Origin of the sequence: Parabacteroides sp. HGS0025 (genome assembly GCF_000969845.1) — a bacterium.
In the GTDB taxonomy this organism is placed as follows: Bacteria; Bacteroidota; Bacteroidia; order Bacteroidales; family Tannerellaceae; genus Parabacteroides; species Parabacteroides gordonii.
Map to the genome: position 1 here is coordinate 766,411 of NZ_KQ033902.1, position 20,144 is coordinate 786,554.

11 protein-coding genes are annotated in these 20,144 nt (G+C 45.4%); 9 read left to right on the top strand and 2 right to left on the bottom strand.

From position 1 onward, the window contains the following. Positions 1 to 91: 91 nt before the first annotated feature. The 6 genes from HMPREF1212_RS02675 to HMPREF1212_RS02700 all read left to right on the top strand — a co-directional run bounded on the left by HMPREF1212_RS02675 (position 92) and on the right by HMPREF1212_RS02700 (position 11,274). Positions 92 to 1,828 (top strand): discoidin domain-containing protein, encoded by a 1,737-nt coding sequence (locus HMPREF1212_RS02675; RefSeq protein WP_046148336.1) that lies wholly within the window; start codon positions 92 to 94, stop codon positions 1,826 to 1,828. A gap of 28 nt (positions 1,829 to 1,856) precedes the next feature. Then, positions 1,857 to 4,301: a beta-galactosidase GalA gene (gene galA / locus HMPREF1212_RS02680; protein WP_046148337.1), complete on the top strand. Its 2,445-nt coding sequence runs from the start codon at positions 1,857 to 1,859 to the stop codon at positions 4,299 to 4,301. Between the two features lie 13 nt (positions 4,302 to 4,314). Next, a complete protein-coding gene (locus HMPREF1212_RS02685; RefSeq protein ID WP_046148338.1) occupies positions 4,315 to 6,531 on the top strand; it encodes a glycoside hydrolase family 3 C-terminal domain-containing protein in 2,217 nt (738 codons plus the stop codon). Then, positions 6,518 to 8,356 carry a right-handed parallel beta-helix repeat-containing protein gene (locus HMPREF1212_RS02690; protein ID WP_046148339.1) on the top strand — a complete coding sequence of 613 codons (1,839 nt, stop codon included), beginning with the start codon at positions 6,518 to 6,520 and terminating at the stop codon, positions 8,354 to 8,356. Before HMPREF1212_RS02685 ends, HMPREF1212_RS02690 begins: the two co-directional genes overlap by 14 nt. Positions 8,357 to 8,602: 246 nt before the next feature. Further along, entirely contained in the window at positions 8,603 to 9,043 is a 441-nt protein-coding gene (locus HMPREF1212_RS02695) for a DUF6078 family protein (protein ID WP_046148340.1), read from the top strand. A gap of 161 nt (positions 9,044 to 9,204) precedes the next feature. After that, entirely contained in the window at positions 9,205 to 11,274 is a 2,070-nt protein-coding gene (locus HMPREF1212_RS02700) for a virulence-associated E family protein (protein WP_046148341.1), read from the top strand. A 378-nt stretch (positions 11,275 to 11,652) separates the two neighbouring features. On the opposite strand, the gene HMPREF1212_RS02705 is transcribed toward HMPREF1212_RS02700, so the two are convergent. Beyond that, complete coding sequence (locus tag HMPREF1212_RS02705; protein WP_046148342.1) at positions 11,653 to 14,646, bottom strand: DUF6383 domain-containing protein; 2,994 nt, start codon at positions 14,644 to 14,646, stop codon at positions 11,653 to 11,655. A gap of 639 nt (positions 14,647 to 15,285) precedes the next feature. After that, the gene (locus HMPREF1212_RS02710) at positions 15,286 to 16,176 is read right to left on the bottom strand and encodes an AraC family transcriptional regulator (protein WP_046148343.1); all 891 of its coding nucleotides are present in this window, start codon (positions 16,174 to 16,176) and stop codon (positions 15,286 to 15,288) included. A 146-nt stretch (positions 16,177 to 16,322) separates the two neighbouring features. On the opposite strand from HMPREF1212_RS02710, the gene HMPREF1212_RS02715 reads away from it, so the two are divergent. Genes HMPREF1212_RS02715 through HMPREF1212_RS02725 form a run of 3 tightly spaced genes read left to right on the top strand, consistent with a single transcriptional unit; the run spans position 16,323 to position 20,141 of the window. Beyond that, a complete protein-coding gene (locus HMPREF1212_RS02715) occupies positions 16,323 to 18,212 on the top strand; it encodes a right-handed parallel beta-helix repeat-containing protein (protein WP_046148344.1) in 1,890 nt (629 codons plus the stop codon). A gap of 18 nt (positions 18,213 to 18,230) precedes the next feature. Continuing rightward, complete coding sequence (locus tag HMPREF1212_RS02720) at positions 18,231 to 19,487, top strand: uroporphyrinogen decarboxylase family protein (RefSeq protein ID WP_046148345.1); 1,257 nt, start codon at positions 18,231 to 18,233, stop codon at positions 19,485 to 19,487. 18 nt (positions 19,488 to 19,505) lie between these two features. Next, on the top strand, positions 19,506 to 20,141 hold the full coding sequence (locus HMPREF1212_RS02725; RefSeq protein ID WP_046148346.1) for a corrinoid protein: 636 nt from the start codon (positions 19,506 to 19,508) through the stop codon (positions 20,139 to 20,141). Positions 20,142 to 20,144: the final 3 nt, after the last annotated feature.

Below are 20,144 nucleotides of genomic sequence, written 5' to 3' on the forward strand. Positions count from 1 at the left end.
TAAATTCTTGTTTATATAATTGATAGTCTGTATATTTGCGCTCATAGATACTTGGAAAACATAATAATAAGACTTAATTTATACAAGAAGTATGAAAAGTTTATTGCTAACCTTTATGATTGCTCCTTTATTGATCAGTTGTCAGGGTTCCTATCCGATCAAAGCAAAGATCTCCCAGTCTCCTAAAACTTTTTGTAATCCGGTTAACCTGAATTACCGTTTTATGAAAATAGATGGAGGTGAGGGTATTCGTGAAGCAGCTGACCCTGTTGTTGTTCCCTTCAAAGACAAATTTTACCTGTTTGCATCCAAATCGTCCGGTTATTGGTATTCGGATGATTTTACAGATTGGAAACATGTTTTTATAACCGATTCCGTTCTGCCGATAGAGGATTATGCACCGGGTCTTTTTGTACATAATGACTACCTGTATTATGTCGGCTCCACACATGGAAAAGGGATGCTGTACCGTTCATCCCAGCCCGAAAAAGGTGAGTGGGAGCCTGTGAAGGAAATTTTGTCGTATTGGGATCCTGCCTTTTATGTGGAGGGAGACAACCTGTATATGTATCATGGCTGTTCCCCGGTCGATCCGATCCGTATGCAGGTGCTGGATCTGAATACGTTGGATGCAAGATCCGGGATTATTGACTGTTTTAATAGCGATAAGGAAAACAGGGGTTGGGAACGAACCGGCGAATTGAATGAACTCCCTCGTCGTCCTTATATCGAAGGAGCCTGGATGACAGCCCATCAGGGTAAATATTATTTACAATATGCTGCTCCGGGAACGGAATGGAAATCGTATGCGGACGGAGTATATGTCAGTACCTCGCCTTCAGGCCCTTTTACCTATATGGAAAATAGCCCGGTCTCTTATAAACCGACCGGATTTATAGGAGGAGCCGGACATGGTTGCCTGTTTACCGTCGGTAATGAAAATTACTGGAAAGCGGCAACAAACTCTATCTCTGTCAGGCATATGTTCGAACGGAGGATTTCTTTCTTCCCGGCCGGCTTCGATAAAGACGGTTATATGTTCACAAATACTTACCTGGGGGACTATCCGATGTACTTACCCGGAGGCAAGGAACAAACTTCCGGGATGGATCAACCCGGTTGGATGTTACTTTCTTATAAGAAGACAGTAACTGCATCTTCTTCGCTGGATGGTTATCCGGCAGAAAATAGCGTAGATGAGGATTCACGCACAGCCTGGGTTGCGGAGTCGAACAACGATACCGAATGGTTACAGGTAGACCTGCAACAACTTTCATCTGTCCATGCCATTCAGGTTAATTTTGATGAATACGGTGCAGATCAGAAAGGATATGTGCCCCGTGTATACCAGAGTTATATAATCTATGCATCGGCCAATGGAGAAGACTGGTCGACAGTGGTGGATTATAGCACAAAGAAGACGGATGCTCCCCACGACTATATAGAATTTGAAGAACCCTTCAAAGCCCGGTACATTAAATTACAGAATAAGGCGTATACCATATCTTCCAACTTGTCTGTCCGCGATTTGAGGATCTTTGGTAAAGGCCAGGGTAGTAAGCCGCGCCCGGTGAATGAGTTTGATGTGCGACGTGATGAAACAGACGGTTGTAAAGCGGTGCTGACATGGAATGAAGTTCCGCATGCACAAGGATATATTGTCCGCTATGGTATCGCTAAAGACAAACTATATTCAAATTTCCAGGTGATGGGAGATACCCGGCTGGAAATCGGTAGTTTAAATAATGGAGTAACTTACTATTTCACGATAGATACTTATAACGAGAATGGCATCACCCGGACCGAGCAGGTGGAGGTATGCCGTTAATACATTTAAGAAACAATAGATCAGAGAAATGAAAAGATTGATTTTTACAGTGATGTTATTACTCCCCTGCTTTTGGCTGGGTGCCCAGTCACAGCGGGAGAAAGAGTTGTTGAATCAGGATTGGCTTTTTGCTAAAGGGCATGCGGCCGATCCGAATAAGGATTTTAATTATGGGCAGGCATTGTCGTTCTCTAAGATTGCCTTTTTACAGGAGTCGACTATGTTGGATGCAGACCAGGAATCACGTTTGGCTATTCCTCATACGCAACGGTTTGACGACAGCAAGTGGGAGAAGATCTCTTTGCCTCATGACTGGGGGATGGCTTTGGGATATAGCCAAGAGCAATTCAAGATGAAAGGATACCGCAAGTTGGGCGGACGTGCACCCGAAAACAGTGTGGGCTGGTATCGGAAACGGTTTACTCCCGAATTGGTAAAAGGGGACCGATATACGCTGGAGTTTGAAGGTATCTTCCGTGATGCACAGGTATGGATGAACGGTGTCTATTTAGGACGCGGTGAGAGCGGTTATGTGCCTTTGGTCTTCGATGTAACGGAATGCCTGAATTATGAAAAGGATGCGGAAAATGTGATCTCCGTCCGTGTAGACGCTACTCATTCCGAATTATGGTCGTACGAAGGTGCCGGTATCTATCGGAATGTATGGTTGACCCGCACGGCTCCCGTGCATATCCCGCAATGGGGGACGTTTGTCACCAGCGAAGTGGATCTGCAAAAGAAGGAAGCCCGTGTGAAGGCACAGATAGAAGTGACGAACCAAAGTGGTAAATCGGTTGATCTTATTGTGCAAAACAGTATAATCGACTGTCAAGGGAAAGAAGTAAACAAGTCTGGTACAACCCTTACCTTACCCTCGTTGGAAACGAAAGAGGTGGAAACATACATGGATGTACGGCAGGTTGACTTATGGTCGTTGAAGACTCCGACGCTTTATACGTTGCATACTGATATTTTGTTGGATGGGGCAGTTGTCGATAGCTACGATACCTCTTTCGGTATCCGTGACATTCGTTTCGATGCCAACGAAGGTTTCTTCCTCAATGGCGAACGAGTACAGATTCAGGGGGTATGCTGCCACCAAGACCATGCCGGTGTGGGGATTGCTGTTCCGGACCAGCTGAATGCGTGGCGAATCGCCCGTTTGAAAGAGTATGGAGTAAATGCATACCGCGCCTCCCATAATCCTCCGACGGAATCTGTCTTGAATGCTTGCGACACGCTGGGTATGCTGGTCATGGATGAACTGCGTGTATTGAGCTCCAGTGATGAAGGTCTGAGCCAGCTGAAGACAATCATTCGCCGCGACAGGAATCATCCGTCTGTTATCATTTGGTGTTTGGGAAACGAAGAGCCTGCCATACAGGGAACAGAGAAGGGGCGTATGATTGTTGAGCGCATGAAAGCCGTCCAGCGCAAACTGGATCCTACTCGTCCGTGTACGGCAGCCATGAACGGTAGTTGGGGGGAAGGTTTTACCTATGCCGTAGATGTACAAGGTTCTAATTATTATAAAATAGGCAATATCGATGCCGTACATGAAAAGTTCCCGAACCTACCTTGTATCTTCACCGAAGAGGCAAGTACGGTGATGACGCGTGGTATTTATGAGACTGATGCAAAGAAAGGTTTCCACCAGGCTTACGACCGTGATGTTCCGGGATGGGGAGCACGTGCACAAGAATGGATGCGTTATGTCGATGCACGCAAGTTTGTTGCCGGTGCTTTCGTATGGACCGGGTTCGATTATGGAGGCGAGGCGCAGTTGCATTTCTGGCCGGGTGTAGTTTCTCATTTCGGAATATTAGACTATTGCGGTTTCCCGAAAGATGCATTCTGGTATTACAAGGCTTGGTGGACGGAAGAACCGGTGTTGCACGTGCTTCCGCATTGGAATGGAATCGGTACGGATTCGGTCGATGTACATCTGTATACCAATATGGATGAGGTGGAATTGTTCCTGAATGGTAAAAGCCTGGGCAAAAAGACGGTTGAAAAGTTTGATATTCCTGCTTGGCGTGTTAAATATACCTCGGGTAAGCTGTTGGCCAAAGGGAAGAAGAACGGAAAGAAATACACCGAGTTGGTGGAAACTACCGGAAAGCCGGCTTCTCTGCAACTGGTCAGTGAAAACGGTTCTTCTATCCAAGGTGATGGTAACGACGTGGCAATCATAACCGTTAAAGTATTGGATGCCAAAGGACGTGTAGTGCCTACTGCTGAAAACGGAATTCACTTCGATGTCCGTAACGGCAAAATTCTGGGAGTGGGTAATGGTAATCCTTGTAGTCAGGAACCGGATGTCTTCTCTGCCGGCAGCGATGTACACCGGAATGCTTTTAACGGCTATGCCCAGGTACTTGTCACCAGTGACCGTTCCGGACAACCTATCGAATTGACTGCTGTATCGGATGGGTTGAAAGAGAGCAAGATTATTGTAGAAGTAACCAAATAAAATAGGCAATCACATGAAAAGCAAACTGAAAAGTATCATGTTACTGGCCGCTCTCTCTTGGGGCGGCCTGACGGCACAAACGTATGACTATCCATTCCGCAATCCGGAATTACCTTTGGATGTACGTGTGCAGGATGTTATTTCCCGGCTGACTTTGGAAGAGAAAGTCCAGTTGATGAAACATGCCGCCCCAGCTATTCCCCGCTTGGGTATCCCTGCTTATAACTGGTGGAATGAAGCCCTGCATGGAGTGGCTCGTACAAAAGAAAAAGTAACTGTATTCCCCCAGGCGATCGGTATGGCTGCCACATTCGATCCGGAAGCCCTTCAGAAGATGGGAGACATGACCTCTTCGGAAGGCCGTGCCCTTTTCAACGAAGACTTGCGGGAAGGCAAGACCGGAGAAATTTACCGAGGACTGACTTACTGGACACCCAATATCAATATTTTTCGTGATCCCCGCTGGGGACGTGGACAGGAAACTTACGGGGAAGATCCGTATCTGACAGCCAAAATGGGATCGGCAATTGTTCGCGGTCTGGAAGGTAACGATCCGTACTACCTGAAGGCTGTGGCCTGTGCCAAGCACTATGCCGTTCATAGCGGCCCTGAGCATAACCGCCATTCCTATGATGCCCGCGTTTCCATGTATGACTTGTGGGATACTTATCTGCCTGCTTTCCGCGAATTGGTGACCAAGGCGAAAGTACACGGTGTCATGTGTGCTTATAACCGTTTTGAGGGAACTCCTTGTTGTGGTCACAATGAGCTGTTACAGGACATTCTCCGTAACCAGTGGAAGTTTAATGGTTACGTTACATCCGATTGTTGGGCTGTCAGCGACTTCGCCCAGTATCATAAAACGCATAGCAACGATACGGAAGCGGTAGTCGATGCCGTACTGAACGGTACAGACCTTGAATGTGGCAACCTCTATCAAAAATTACAGCAGGGGGTTGAAAAGGGATTGATCTCCGAGAAAGAGATCAATGTTTCTCTGGCCCGCCTGTTCGAGATACAGTTCAAACTGGGTATGTACGATCCTACCGGTAGGGTTCCTTATGCCTCTATCGGCCGGGAAGTGATCGAAAGCGATGCCCATAAGAAACATGCTTATGAGATGGCGCAGAAATCAATGGTATTACTGAAGAATAACAAGAATATCCTGCCGTTGAATGCTTCCAAGATTAAGCGGATTGCCCTGATCGGCCCGAATATGGATAACGGCAGTACGCAGTTGGCTAACTATTTCGGTACGCCGAGTGAGATCATTACCCCGTATAAGAGCTTGCAGAAACGTTTCGGTAGTAGTATTCAGATCGATACGCTTACCGGTGTCGGGATCGTTCAAAAACTCGAAGGGGCACCTTCCTTTGCCCAGGTAACCGCCCAGGCGAAGAAAGCCGATATTATCATCTTTATAGGTGGTATCAGTGCCGATTACGAGGGGGAAGCCGGTGATGCCGGAGCTGCCGGTTACGGTGGTTTTGCCAGCGGTGACCGTACAACGATGAAATTGCCTCCTGTACAGACGGAATTAATGAAAGAACTGAAAAAGACAGGTCGCCCGTTGATCTTGGTAAATATGTCCGGTTCCGTGATGAATTTCGATTGGGAAAGCCGCAATGCCGACGCGATCCTTCAGGCCTGGTATGGCGGACAGGCTGCCGGTGATGCCATTACCGACGTCCTTTTCGGAGATTACAATCCGGCGGGTCGTATGCCGCTCACCACTTATATGAACGATACGGATCTGCCCGACTTCGAAGATTATTCGATGGCAAACCGTACGTACCGTTATTTTAAGGGAGATGTCAGGTATCCGTTTGGTTACGGATTGAGTTATACGACATTCGGGTATGCTCCATTAACGAATAATTCGACCGTTAAAACAGGGGAAAGCATCCAAGTGACAACAACGGTAACCAACACGGGTAAACGCGCCGGTGACGAAGTTGTTCAGCTATATGTGTCTCATCCGCAGAATGGTAACACCCGTGTTCCCTTGCGGGCTCTGAAAGGTTTTAAGCGTATCCATCTGGATAAAGGGGAAAGCCGGCAGGTGATCTTCACTCTTTCTCCCGAAGAGTTGGCTTTGGTGGACGAGAAGGGAAACCTTGTTGAAAAAGAAGGTTCGGTTGAATTGTACATCGGTGGGGGACAACCCTATAAATCAGAAGGAAGTTTCGGAGAGTTGAAAATAGAAGGAGACTCCTATGTCGTATATTAAATATTTGCTTCTATCGTTGTCTCTTCTGTCGGTTCATACAATGAAGGCCGATAGAGGAGATACGATCTGTGTATCCGGCTTTGGAGTACATCCGGATACATATGAGAATGTAGTAACAGGCTTGCAGGCCGCTATTGATGCCTGCAAGCAGACCGGAGCGAAGGTCTTGTCTTTTCCGGAAGGCCGGTATGATATCTGGCCCGAAGGGGCAGCCCGTGCTGAATATTTTATATCCAATACATCGACAGAATCGGAATGCCCTTCTAAGATCAAAACGATAGGTCTGCTTTTTAAAGACATGGAGAACCTGACTATCGAGGGGAACGGTTCTGTGTTGATGTATCATGGTAAAATGATCACAATGGTGTTCGACCATTGTAAGAATATCAGGCTTCAGAATCTCAGTACGGATTTTCAACGACCTACTGCGTCGGAGATCTGTTATACCCGGATAGAGAAAGACGGAGTGGTTGTTACTCTCCATCCGGACTCCTGGTATGAAATCCGGAAAGGCAGGATAAATATCTTTGGAGAAGGATGGAAATCGAATTTGATACATTGTAACGAATTCGATGCAGAGAATGAAACTTCACGGTATAGCACCGGCTGGAAAATCTTGTCACAGTCGGAGGCTAAAGAATTAGCTCCGGGTATTATTCATTTTTCTACTCTGTCCGATTTCCGACCGAAAGTAGGAAATATCCTGACAATTCGTGATGTTATCCGTGATCAGGTCGGCATGTTTATTGTGGAGAGTAGTGATATAACCCTTCGTCAGGTTAATATGCATTATATGCATGGACTGGGAATCGTGAATCAGTTTGTAAAAAATATTACAATGGATCAGGTTCACTGTGTACCGCCGGAAGGGAGTGGTAGAATATTGGCTGCCTCTGCCGATATGATGCATTTCTCCGGTTGCAGTGGAAAGATCAGTATCGCCGATTGCCGTTTTGAAGGAGCCCATGATGATCCGATCAATATACATGGAACGAACCTGCGGGTTGTTGAAAAGTTGGATGCTCAGACATTGAAACTTCGTTTTATGCATGGTCAGAGTTATGGCTTTACAGCTTTCCATGAAGGAGATGAAATCGCATTTGTAAGAGCAAAACGGATGGAACGATATGCTTCGGCTAAGGTGCTATCTGTTAAAAGGCTTTCCGACAGGGAAGTGGAGCTTCGTCTGGATAACCCTGTTCCGTCAGATATGGAGCTGAATCTGGATTGTATTGAGAATATGACTTGTACCCCCGAAGTTAATATCAGGAACAACTATTTTGCACGGACATGTACCCGTGGCCTGCTGCTCACTACTCCCCGTAAGGCAGTGATTGAGAATAACACTTTCTATAAAACAGGTATGAGTGCTATCCTGATAGAAGGGGATGCCGAGGGATGGTTTGAATCCGGCCCGGTATCCGATGTACTGATCAGGAATAATACCTTTATCGATTGTGCTTATCAGGGAGGGCCGGGTAATGCGATCATAGCACTGAACCCTTCAAACACGGCGATCGAACCGAATCGCCCGGTGCATCGGAATGTCCGGATAGAGAATAATACGTTTAAAACGTTCGATTATCCGATCCTCTATGCCAAGAGTACAACCGATCTGTTGTTTAAGGATAACCGGATTGTCCGTACTTCCGAATTACAACCCTCATCCGGAAATAAAAATACATTTCTGTTGAATGGATGTAACCGGGTAGTCATCGAAGGAACAAGCTTTGAGGGCGATGTGCCGGGGCGTAATATCCGGATTGAAAATATGAAGAAAAAGAATATTCGTTTCTCAAGAGATCTCCTGTTGGAAAGATATTAGTACGATCTATCCGTAGGTTCCGAATGATAGAGTTTATATGAATATTGTTTTTTAAAATATCAACAATATCTACAACTGTATCCAATAAGCTTTATATATCATCTTGTTGGATACTGGTTGTAGATAAAAAACTATCTGCCACTATTCATCATTATCTACCACCATACACCTGTTTTTCTACTCTTTTTGTTTGCTTTTGGCGAAGAAATATGCTATATTTGAAGGAGATTCAAAATACAGACAAATATGATAGAAAACTTCAATTACGCGATGGTTCCGGCCGGTTTCGAACACTGTTTTAACGGAGACTGCAAGAACGCGGACCACTGTTTGCGATACCAAATTGTCCGTTTTATTCCTGATACACGTTGGTCGATTTCTGTCGTGAATCCGGCATGTACCAATCCTGATGGCGAATGTCGGGCTTTTATGGCGGATACTCCTGTGCAATATGCTGTTGGCATGGATCACTTGTTAGACCGGATTCCCCATCAGGAGGCGATGTGCATCAAGCAACGCCTGTTGACAACGTATGGTAAGAATAAGTTTTATCAGTTTAAGCGCAAAGAAAGAATCTTTACGCCGGAAGACCGGAGTTATATCCGTCAGGTTTTTCTTAGCAACGGAGTGAAGGAAGAACCTGCTTTCGATTCCTGGCAGGCAGGCTACCGATGGACAAAGGGATAGGAGTGAACAAAAAGTTTCTTCGGGGGGAAACTAAAGTTTTCTGCAAACAAAACTATTGTTTCCTCCCGAAGAAACTAAAGTTTTCCCAGCAAGAAACTAAAGTTTTTTCAGCGAAAAAACAAATCAATGTCAGTTAGTAATTCTCTCAAACAGCGTATAAAATGAAGATAACCAAGCAGACTGTCTATCGGAATCGTGTCGCGCAACGGGCGATGGGCATGGAAGAAATTGTAGCATGGATAAAGGACGAACAGACGAAGGAGAAGCTTATGCTCTTTCGTGACAAGCTGAGCCGGGCTTATCCCGACAGGCGTTATTCGTTTACCCGGAAATTGCCCCAATTGCTTTTTGCCGGGACTTTCCGGAAAGGCGAATTGAAAGAGTATAACGGTTGGGTGTTGTTGGAAATCAATCGGTTGAAGAGTATGGACGAGGCTTTGGCCCTGAAACGAAAAATCGTTGAATATCCGCAGACCTTGTTTGCCATGATCGGTTCCAGTGGACGGAGTGTGAAGTTTGTGGTGGGGTATACCTATCCCGACGGATCGCTCCCCCGTACGCGGACTGATGCCGAAATTTTTCATGCACACGCTTACCGGCATGCACTCAAAACGTATGAACCGCGCCTTTCTTATCCTATCGAGTTGAACCGCCCGGCCTTGGAGCTGGGGTGCCGCCTGAGTTTTGACGCCGATGTGTATTACAATACCGACGCGCTCGCCATTCATCTGGAGCAACCTGTCGCCATGCCCGAAGAAAGCGCTTATCAGGAACGATTTGAAAAACGGATGCCGGTCGAGAGTGCCGGGAAGACGCTCTATGAGCAATATCGTTACGTCGCCATTCAATATGAATTTGCTTTGCAACGGGCGTTGGAGGAGCATGGGGATTTGGATCAGAAAGTAGATTTCAAACCTATGTTGGTCACGCTCGGTAGATTCTGTTTTACTGCCGGGGTAGAGGAAGAGGATTGTGTGAAGTGGACGTTGCTCTATTGGGGGAATCTGATTTCGGAGGTAGAGATTCGGGAGACGTTGAATAATGCTTATCGGTTAGCCCCCGGTTCGGATTTTGGCGGTACGCCGATTCATAAGCCTGAGCAGTTGCAGGCTCTGAAAATAGAGGAGTTTATGAACCGTCGCTATGATTTTCGTTACAATCTGATGTCCGGCGGACCGGAATATCGGGAGAAAAATACATTCTGTTTCGACTATCGCCCTGTGACGGATCGTGTATTGAACAGTGTCGCCCTGAATGCTCAAAAGGAAGGTTTGCAGTTGTGGGACAGGGATGTACGGCGTTTTGTCTTTTCGGATCGTGTCCCGGATTATACGCCTATCGAAGATTACCTGGCCCATTTGCCCGCCTGGGACGGCAAGGATCGCATCCGTCCGCTGGCTTTACGCATCCCTTGCGATAATATGCGGTGGGAACAGTTGTTTTACACCTGGTTCCTGTCTATGGTAGCGCATTGGCAAGGGCGTGACAAACAGCATGGTAACAGTCTTTCGCCTCTTTTGGTGGGTGGACAGGGATGCGGAAAGTCCACTTTCTGTTTCAATCTGTTGCCTCCGAACTTGAATCAGTATTACACGGACAGTATCGATTTCAGTAAAAAGCGGGATGCCGAATTGTATCTTACTCGTTTCGGATTGATCAATATCGATGAGTTCGACCAGGTGAGCGTCCGGCATCAAGGTTTTCTGAAGCATCTGTTGCAGAAGCCGGTGGTAAATGTGCGTAAGCCTTATGCTACGCAGGTAGAGGCTGTGAAGCGTTACGCGTCGTTCATTGCCACAAGCAACCATACGGATTTACTGGGTGATCCTTCCGGCAGCCGCCGTTTCATCTGTATCGAGGTGAAAGGAATGATAGACAATGCACAACCGGTCGAGTATGCCCAGCTTTACGCGCAAGCCGTCGCCGCTCTGAATAATAACGAGCGTTACTGGCTGACGCACGAAGAAGAGGCGTTGCAGATGCAGGCGAATGAAGCGTTTCAGCAGCGTCCTTTGTATGAAGATTTGTTCTTCCAATATTATCGTCCAGCCTTACACAAGGAGGAGGGTATTAAGGCTTCTGCCGGAGAAATTTACCTCTCGTTGCAGAAAAAGAGCGGTGTAAAACTGTCAATGAGCAATGTTTCCGTCTTCGGTCGCTTCTTGAAGAAGCTAGGGTTGATGACGCAGCTGACGAGCAGGGGACGGTTGTATTTGGTAGTTGAAAAATAGGGAATGGTGGTAGATGATATTCTTTAGTGGTAGATGTTTTTTATCTACCACTGCGTGGTAACTTGCATATATACAATATATTTTATGACTGATGGTAGATGTGGTAGATGATTTGCATATTATGTAATGAGTGAAGTACTTGCTGATTTGGCGTAGGCTTCCGATCTCTATAACGAAAGCCCCGGCGGAAATACCGTCGGGGCTTTGTTTTGCCTGCCGTTCCCCTTCACAGGGGTCAGAACAGAAGAACTTTATTTCACTATTATTAGTATTAATAATGACTGCTTGTTCGCCCTCGCGGGGTAATTATCGTGAGGTGGACAAAGCCCGCCCCACGATACGCAATCCATTTAAAATTATTGATTATAAAAAAGTTTCTTATTTTACGATTGCCTTAACAGCGGCTTCGCCTTCAACGGCTACGATTACTACGCCGGAAGGGGCAGCGATGGTAGCTTCGTCGGAAGAAACGACTGTGTTAGCAATCTGCTGGCCAAGTACGTTGCTTACAACTACTTTCTTACCCTGAGCACCCTTCACGATGATGGCACCGTTTTTAGAGATTACAGAGATTGAAGAAACGTTGATAGCGTCGTTGGCAACCGGAGACATGCCTTCTTCTGCGTACAGCATCAGGGCGTCTTTCTTGTCACCCAGCTGCAACTGGTTAGCGATACTTACCAGATACTGACCGCCTGCATTGCGAACTACGTATGCGTCTTCTGCATCGTCGGCCTTGAAGATCTGGAAGCGGAAGTTGTTCAGACCACCCTGTGTACCGTTTACGTCACCGGCTACGGCTACGTTGATAGTCTTACCGTTAGCTGTTGTAACCAGTGTGTCGGCATTGGCCAATGTGGCAGCCTTGAAGATGATCTTAGCTTCGCCGTTTGACCACTTGTACGGGTTCTTTACACCTTCTTTTTCTACAAAGTAATCAGCAGAATCAGTGGCATAATACATAAACAATCTGTCTGTATCGGCAGCCTTAGTTCCCTTGTTCATACTTTTAGAGATATAGAAAGCAGGCAGTGTAGCTTTTGAATCGGCAGTATCCAACCAGAATGTCAGGTCTTCGCTGACAGCGGTTTCGATAGCAACGATACCTTCGTTCTTTTCGCTCAAAGCTACATAACCACCGGTTGTTGCATGCAGCGCTACGTGAGTAGGAACAGCTTTCAATGTAGCACCTAAACCTTCTTTTACCAGGAAGAGTTTTAAGTCTGTTGCGTTTGCATTCAGGTAAGCTTCAACACCTGTTGAAATATCAGCCTTTGAAGTAGTTTCGTCAAATTTTACAGCTGCCATGTCGTGTGCTGCAAAAGCAGGAGCTACCGGAGCGGCAATGATAGAAACAGAACCGTCGTTGTTTTCTTTCAGGATAAATTCGTGATCAGCAGTAAGGGCAGCAGGCTTCTTTTGTTCGAAAGTTAAATCAGCCTTCTTCATATAGAATTGATTATCCCCTGAGATTGCCGGGTTTACATACTTAATATAATAAGTATAGTAAGCTACCGTATCACCATTAGACACATAACCCACTTCGCCATCGTTGTCGTATGCATAGTCGCTTCTTACGTACACCGGTTTTTCGCTTCTTACCAGTTCGAACAAAGAGGCTTCGATTTCATCGTCGGTAGCTACTTCCTGAGCAACACCGGCAGGCGAAGGAGTATATTTAGCCTTCACATAGAATCTATCCGCATCGTTTTCATCCTTAGCGAATGTGATGAAAGTCTGATCGAGTTCTGTTCCTCTTACTGAGAAGCCGGCAAACATATCTACTGTGGCAGGGATCAACTGGATTGTTTTGCCTGTCATATCAATTTCAGTAGTATATTTATACGAACCATCCGTATCTAGGTTTGCTGCTTTGAATTTAGCATCAGCACTAGCTTTCTTTGCACTCACTACATTATATACACCGGCTGTAGTTGTTGTATCCAACAAGCATGTAAAACCTTCTTTTGTTTCGCGGTTTGTGAAAGTAATCACGTTTGTTTCTGTATCTACTTCAGAAATAACGAACTGATACTGAGGAGTAGACAGGTTGGCTACAGCTGTACCCTGTGCAAGGAATTCGAAATTGGAAGCACCAGAAGTAATACCAACACCCAGATATTTACCCAGTTCTTCTTCAGCCTTTCCGCTTAAGAACTTCACATTGTAAACAGAAGCGCCGGTCTTGCTCAGCAAATCGATCGGTTTAGCAACAGGGCCTGCCGACAAAGAGAAGATATAGCTTGCATTTGCACCTTTTGAGATCGACAATACCTTTACACCGTCAATTTTGTCAACAGTGATAACACCGCCGGCAGAAGCATGAGCTTTTTTGTCTGCTTCCGGACGATAATTGAAAGTAGCAGCGATAGAGAAACTATGATTTCCATCTGCATCTTTCTGTGCCATAGTTGTTGTTACTGTAAATGCTGCATTGTTAACAGATACTTCAGTTCCGGTAGTTGTTGCGAAACGCAGGTTTTTACCGGCTACTTCTTTAAATGACAGGTGTTTGCCGGCTTTCAGATCGTCTTTATCTCCTAAGGAGGTAACCGGGTCTACGGCAATGAAAGTACATTTCTGGAAGTCTTCAATTTTAGTAATTGTATTTACAGTGGAAGCAGCCAGTTCTTCCGGATAGCTTGTTGCGAAATAAGTACCGGCAGGAACATAAGTAGTTGATTTTCCATCTACATCAACAGTGCTTGCAGTCACTTCAAACGCCTTAAAGCTCTTGCCGAACAAGCTGCTCTTGATGTCCTTAACACCGAAAGAGAGGGTGTTGCGGCCAGCGTTCTGTTTATAAAGCTCTTCTGCATCTACAGTGATGGAGGCCGATTGGTAAAACTTAACATTCTGTGAAGTACCTTCAATAGTTCCGTCACCTTTCAAAAATTTATCAGTGAAACCATGTAATGCCAGTGCTATACCGGTACCATTTACATACTTTTCAACATAGTCGAACCCTGATTTTGCAGCATCGACAGCATCAGCATCCGGGCTTGTAAATAAAGCTCCACTAGCATCCACAGATAAGAAACCTGTAAAATCTCCAACAGTTGCTTTGAACTGAATCTGCTTGGTTCCTCCCGTGTTGGTGACTACTGCTTCAAACAGAGTTGCTGCGTCAGCACTAGAAGCCGTAGCAGGAGTAAGCACTTTCTTTTCTGTATTATCTGAAGCGGATATAGGCGTTGCTTGCACATACTTACCACTTCCATCCCCCAAATAATACTTGGCGCCATTCGTTATTACAGCGTTGTTCGCAAGCTCAGTAGGAGTACCTTCCTTTATCTCCGCTTGCACATTACTAAACAGCGCACCTACCATCAGCAGTGCCGCTGTCATCAATGTAGAAAACTTTTTGTTCATAATCTTAAAATTAATTGTTTATAAAATGGAATAATAAAACCAACAACTAATTTACGAAGGGGTGAGAACACCCCCGCGAATGATTATGAACGGGCACAAAAAAACGCGAGCGTGTTGTCTATTATCAACCTGAAGGCTCTGGTAAGCCCGTGTGAAAATAATAGAACAACAGCCCGCGCCTTATACGATATAATAAAACCCATCCATATAAAATGGCAGATATATTTATACGTAACCAGCGCAAGCATTTACTGTCCATTATTCCTTCACACTTAAAAATTTACCAGATTTTCAGATTGGAATAATCTTCTTCGTAAATACTTACAATATGTAATCGAAACCGCACATCGCGGGCCGCTGCCCGCTACGGATTCTGTTGCAAAGGTAAAGAGGTTTTCCGAATCAACAAGAAAAAACGCTCCTAATTTTCCGAAATAGGAGGATTATAGAACGAAACAACACTATTTACGCAACATATTCCCCGGTTTGGAGGATAAACACCCCCTGCGAATGATTATGAACGGGCACAAAAAACGCGAGCGTGTTGTCTATTATCAAACTAAAGGTATCGGCAAAGACCCATCCAGTAATAATAGAACAACAGCCCGCGCATGTCCTATATAATATAATCTTTTGTTGTTATAACTTAAAATTTTGCTTCCTGAACTCCAGCGGTGAAAGTCCCATCACATTGGAGAACGTACGGGAGAAATATTGAGACTCTTTAAAACCAAGCTTGTGAGCGATCTGATTCACTTTCATATCTGTTTGGATCAGTAGCTTGCAGGCTTTATTTATTTTCAGGCGAATAAAATAATCCATTGGGGAGTGGCCTGTTTCCTTGACGAATTTACGGTAGAAATAAGACGTTGAGTATCCACAGAAGTCTGCGAAATCTGCCAGTTTGAGATTACTTTCAATATTATCATTCATATAATGAACCACCCGGTTCATTACATTTTCGGAATATTCTTTCTGGCGGAATTTATTCCGGTAAATATCAATAAACAGGAAGGAACCCAGGAAATGGGCAAAGCACAGATTGGCATAGTGCATATGATCCATAGACGTACTTTCATTCAGTGTAAAGAAAATTTCTTCGAACAGGTCGATCCTTTCTTCGATGCGCGACCGGGCGGAAGGGGTTACTGTTGTCGGTTTATCGAAGCGGCTGGAAAAAAGAGGCGCTTTACTCCCTCTGAAATGAATCCAGTAGATTGTCCAGGGACTTTGTTCATCCGCCCCGTAAGCATGTGGAATGTTCCGGGGTAGGATAATGAACTGATTGGCTTCCAGTTTCTGTTTTTTTTCATATAACTCAATCCATCCGCAGCCATCTTTACAATAGATAAAGAGAAATTCATCGCATCCGGTAGGGCGGTTGATATAATGATGGGACGCTCTTGAGAAATATCCCATCGAGTAAAGATACAAATCACCCGTCAACGGACTGTCTTCCATCAGGTTGATCATCGGGATAGGAAGATAAATGAAACGTTCGCCGGAAAATCCTAGTTCTACTTTCGCCATATTTCATGTTTTTTGCCATTCACTGCCTAAAATAAGCAATAATAATCCACAAAATAAGCAATGTTTTGCTATTTTTTATCGACATGGTACCTTCTATATTTGCATCATACTTACAGTACGATGTACAATAAAGCGATTGAAATACCATGAAAAGAAAACAACTATTATTTACACTACTCTTGTTGTGTTGCGCGGTAGTACAGGCAAAAGAATATCATGTCTCCGTAAAAGGTAATGATATGAATGAAGGAACGGAAAAGGCTCCCTTCCGGACTATCGGGAAAGCTGCGGAATATGCTTTCCCGGGAGATGTGATTACCGTGCATGGAGGAACGTACCGGGAATGGGTGAATCCACCCCGGGGAGGCGAAAGCGATGAGAAACGCATTATCTACCGCGCAGCGCCAGGAGAAAAGGTCGAGATAAAAGGCTCGGAAAGAATTACCAACTGGACGAAAGAGAAAAACGGTGTCTGGAAAGTAACGATACCGAACACCTTCTTCGGAAATTATAATCCCTACGTAGATCTGATCTATGGAGATTGGTTTAGTGATATGGGACGCAAGCATCATACCGGAGAGGTATTCCTTAATAACAAGTCCCTTTATGAAAAGGAAACCTTGGATAAGGTGCTGACTCCTGTCGTGCACGAAAATAGCCGGGATAAGGAAGGATCTGTCTACACCTGGTATTGCGAGAACGACGGTATAAATACCACTATCTTCGCCAATTTCCATAAATACGATCCCAATAAAGAACTAGTGGAAATAAGTACCCGCCCCACTTGTTTTTATCCAGAGAAACCGGGTATCGACTACCTGACTATCCAGGGCTTTGAAATCAGTCAGGCAGCTACCCAATGGGGGGCACCGACCGCCGAGCAGATCGGCATGGTAGCTACCCATTGGAATAAAGGCTGGATTATTGAGAATAACATCATCAGCAACTCAAAGTGCTCGGGCATCACCCTCGGAAAAGAACGTAAAACCGGGCATAATGTCTGGCTGAACGACACTACTCTCGACGGCTCACTACATTATATTGAAGTTACTTTCAATACGATCCGCCACGGCTGGAACAAGGAGAACATTGGTTCGCATATTGTTCGTAACAATGAAATATCCCATTGCGAACAAACGGGTATCTGTGGAAGTATGGGAGCTGCTTTCAGCTTGATTGAAAACAATCATATCCATGATATCTGGGTAAAGCGCCAGTTTACCGGTGCCGAGATCGGAGGTATCAAGTTTCATGCCGCTGTGGATACCCGGATTATCCATAACCGTATCCACAATGCCGGTCGTGCCCTTTGGCTGGATTGGATGACGCAGGGTACGCGCGTCTCTTGTAATTTATTCTATGACAATACTATGGAAGATCTGTTCCTGGAAGTTAATCACGGCCCGTTCCTGGTTGATAATAATATCTTTGCTTCCCGCCGGAGCATTCTCGAACAATCACAGGGAGGAGCTTATGTACACAATCTGATTGTCGGAGAGATCTACCGTTACGTGGAACATGGACGGTATACGCCTTATTTCCAGCCTCATTCGACGGAAGTAGCCGGTTTGTCTATCATCCCCGGAGGAGACGATCGTTACATCAATAACCTCTTTGCTACGGTTCTTCCTCTAAATGAAAAAGATAGTAAACGGAAATACGGTCTGGCTGATTATAACGGGACTGTTTATCCGATGATGGTGGACGGAAATGTTTATTACAATGGCGCGTTACCTTTTGAAGGTGAAAAGAATAAAGTCGTTCTACTTGACTTCATTCCGAATGTGAAAGTCGATGAAACGGCTGATGGCGTTTATCTTTCTTTTTCCGTGAAAGGTCTGGAAGGTTTGCAAACTTCCCGGGTGACAACCGAAAGGCTGGGGAAAGCAAAACTTCCACGCCAGACCTTCGACCAACCGGACGGAAGCCCGATCGATATTGCTACCGACTATCTGGGCAATGCACGTGGAAACCAACCTAAACCCGGGCCGCTGGAATCTATCCGCGACGGAGAGATCAGGATTAAAGTATGGTAATCTTAAATATATATTGATATGACATCCAGAGAGCGCGTACAAAACGCATTAAACCATAGGACTCCCGATTATATACCTGTTGACTTCGGAGCCACATCTGTCACTGGCATTCATTGCAAGGTCGTGGAAGCATTAAGACAACATTACGGGCTGGACGCCCATCCCGTCCGTATTATCGAACCCTTTCAGATGCTGGGCGAGATAGAAGATGATTTGCAGGAAGTGATGGGAATAGACTGCGTCCCTGTTTTCGGACGTAAAAATATGTTTGATATCGACGAAACCCAACTGCATGAGCAGATTACCCCCTGGGGACAGAAGGTTATGATCGCCACCGGTATCGACCTGACGACAGATAAGGAGGGAGATGTCTATATTTATGCCGGTGGCGACCGTTCCTATCCTCCCAGTGCCGTGATGCCTTCCGATTGCTATTTCATCAATGCGACGGAAAGACAGGAATATGTGAATGACGACGAAATCACTCCGGAGGATAATCTGGAAGAGTTCGGTCTTATTTCGGAGGAAGACCTGCAATATTATAAGACGGCTGTAGGCCGGGCCGCTTCAACAGGAAAAGCCGTTGTCGCCAGTTTCGGAGGAACTGCATTAGGGGATATCGCCTTTGTCCCCGGCATGGGATTGAAGAACCCGAAAGGTATCCGTAATGTTGCCGAGTGGTATATGTCGACCGCCATGCGCCGTGACTATGTGCAGACTGTATTTGAAAAACAAACCGACATAGCAATAGCAAACTATCAGCGGTTGTGGGATACGGTTGGAGACAAAGTAGATGTTGTTTTCACCTGTGGTACTGACTTCGGAACTCAGGATTCCCAATTCTGTTCGCTGGATACCTTCAGGGAACTGTGGCTTCCCCATTATAAGCGGATGAATGACTGGATACATCAGCACACTAATTGGAAAGTATTTAAACATTCCTGCGGGGCTATTATGCCGATCCTTCCCGGCTTGGTGGAAGCAGGCTTCGATATTATCAACCCGGTACAGATCAATGCAAAGGATATGGATCCGGCGGTTTTGAAAAGAGAATATGGCAGCCGGGTTACTTTCTGGGGTGGGGGAATCGATACTCAGCGTATTTTACCGAATGCAACCCCTGAAGAAGTTAGGAGCCATGTTTTGCAGGAATGTGAAATATTGGGTGCAAACGGAGGTTTTATATTCAACGCCGTCCACAATATCCAGGCCAATGCACCTGTACGAAATGTGGTGGCTATGATCGAAACCTTACGCGAAATACGGAATTTATAATTTATACGGAATAAAGTTATGGCAGATTTAGAGAGTTTATATGAAGCTATTTTGAAAGGAAAGCTAGAAATTGCCAAAGCGGTGACAACCGAGGCGATTGCGGAGAATGTGGATCCGCTTCTGATCATCAACGACTATATGTCGCGAGCAATGGAAGATATAGGTAAACGTTTTGAGGAAGGAAAAGCCTTTGTCCCTGAACTATTAATGGCAGCCCGTGCCATGAAAGGAGCACTCGACCTGCTGAAGCCATTGATGAAAGGAACTGCTTCCCATTGTTTGGGTAAGGTGGTGATAGGAACGGTAAAGGGGGATTTACATGATATCGGTAAGAACCTGGTAGCTTCCATGTTGGAAGGTTGTGGTTTTGAGGTGATCAATCTGGGGACGGATATCTCTTCGGAAAAGTTTATAGCGGCGATCAGGGAAAACCAGGCGCAGATCCTTTGCCTTTCCGCCTTGCTGACAACGACAATGAATTATATGCAGGAGGTTATCAATGCTCTCGAAACAACCGGTATCCGTCAGCAAGTGAAAGTGATGATTGGAGGAGCACCTGTATCGGAGTCGTTTGCTTACCAGATCGGGGCGGATGGCTATAGTGATAATGCGAATGCTGCTGTGACATTGGCAAAATCGTTGTTATCAGCTTGATAC

Excerpts from the sequence above, each read along its gene's own strand:
- HMPREF1212_RS02675 (WP_046148336.1), top strand. The coding sequence starts at position 92 with ATGAAAAGTTTATTGCTAACCTTTATGATTGCTCCTTTATTGATCAGT.
- galA (WP_046148337.1), top strand. The coding sequence starts at position 1,857 with ATGAAAAGATTGATTTTTACAGTGATGTTATTACTCCCCTGCTTTTGG.
- HMPREF1212_RS02685 (WP_046148338.1), top strand. The coding sequence starts at position 4,315 with ATGAAAAGCAAACTGAAAAGTATCATGTTACTGGCCGCTCTCTCTTGG.
- HMPREF1212_RS02690 (WP_046148339.1), top strand. The coding sequence starts at position 6,518 with ATGTCGTATATTAAATATTTGCTTCTATCGTTGTCTCTTCTGTCGGTT.
- HMPREF1212_RS02695 (WP_046148340.1), top strand. The coding sequence starts at position 8,603 with ATGATAGAAAACTTCAATTACGCGATGGTTCCGGCCGGTTTCGAACAC.
- HMPREF1212_RS02700 (WP_046148341.1), top strand. The coding sequence starts at position 9,205 with ATGAAGATAACCAAGCAGACTGTCTATCGGAATCGTGTCGCGCAACGG.
- HMPREF1212_RS02705 (WP_046148342.1), bottom strand. The coding sequence starts at position 14,646 with ATGAACAAAAAGTTTTCTACATTGATGACAGCGGCACTGCTGATGGTA.
- HMPREF1212_RS02710 (WP_046148343.1), bottom strand. The coding sequence starts at position 16,176 with ATGGCGAAAGTAGAACTAGGATTTTCCGGCGAACGTTTCATTTATCTT.
- HMPREF1212_RS02715 (WP_046148344.1), top strand. The coding sequence starts at position 16,323 with ATGAAAAGAAAACAACTATTATTTACACTACTCTTGTTGTGTTGCGCG.
- HMPREF1212_RS02720 (WP_046148345.1), top strand. The coding sequence starts at position 18,231 with ATGACATCCAGAGAGCGCGTACAAAACGCATTAAACCATAGGACTCCC.
- HMPREF1212_RS02725 (WP_046148346.1), top strand. The coding sequence starts at position 19,506 with ATGGCAGATTTAGAGAGTTTATATGAAGCTATTTTGAAAGGAAAGCTA.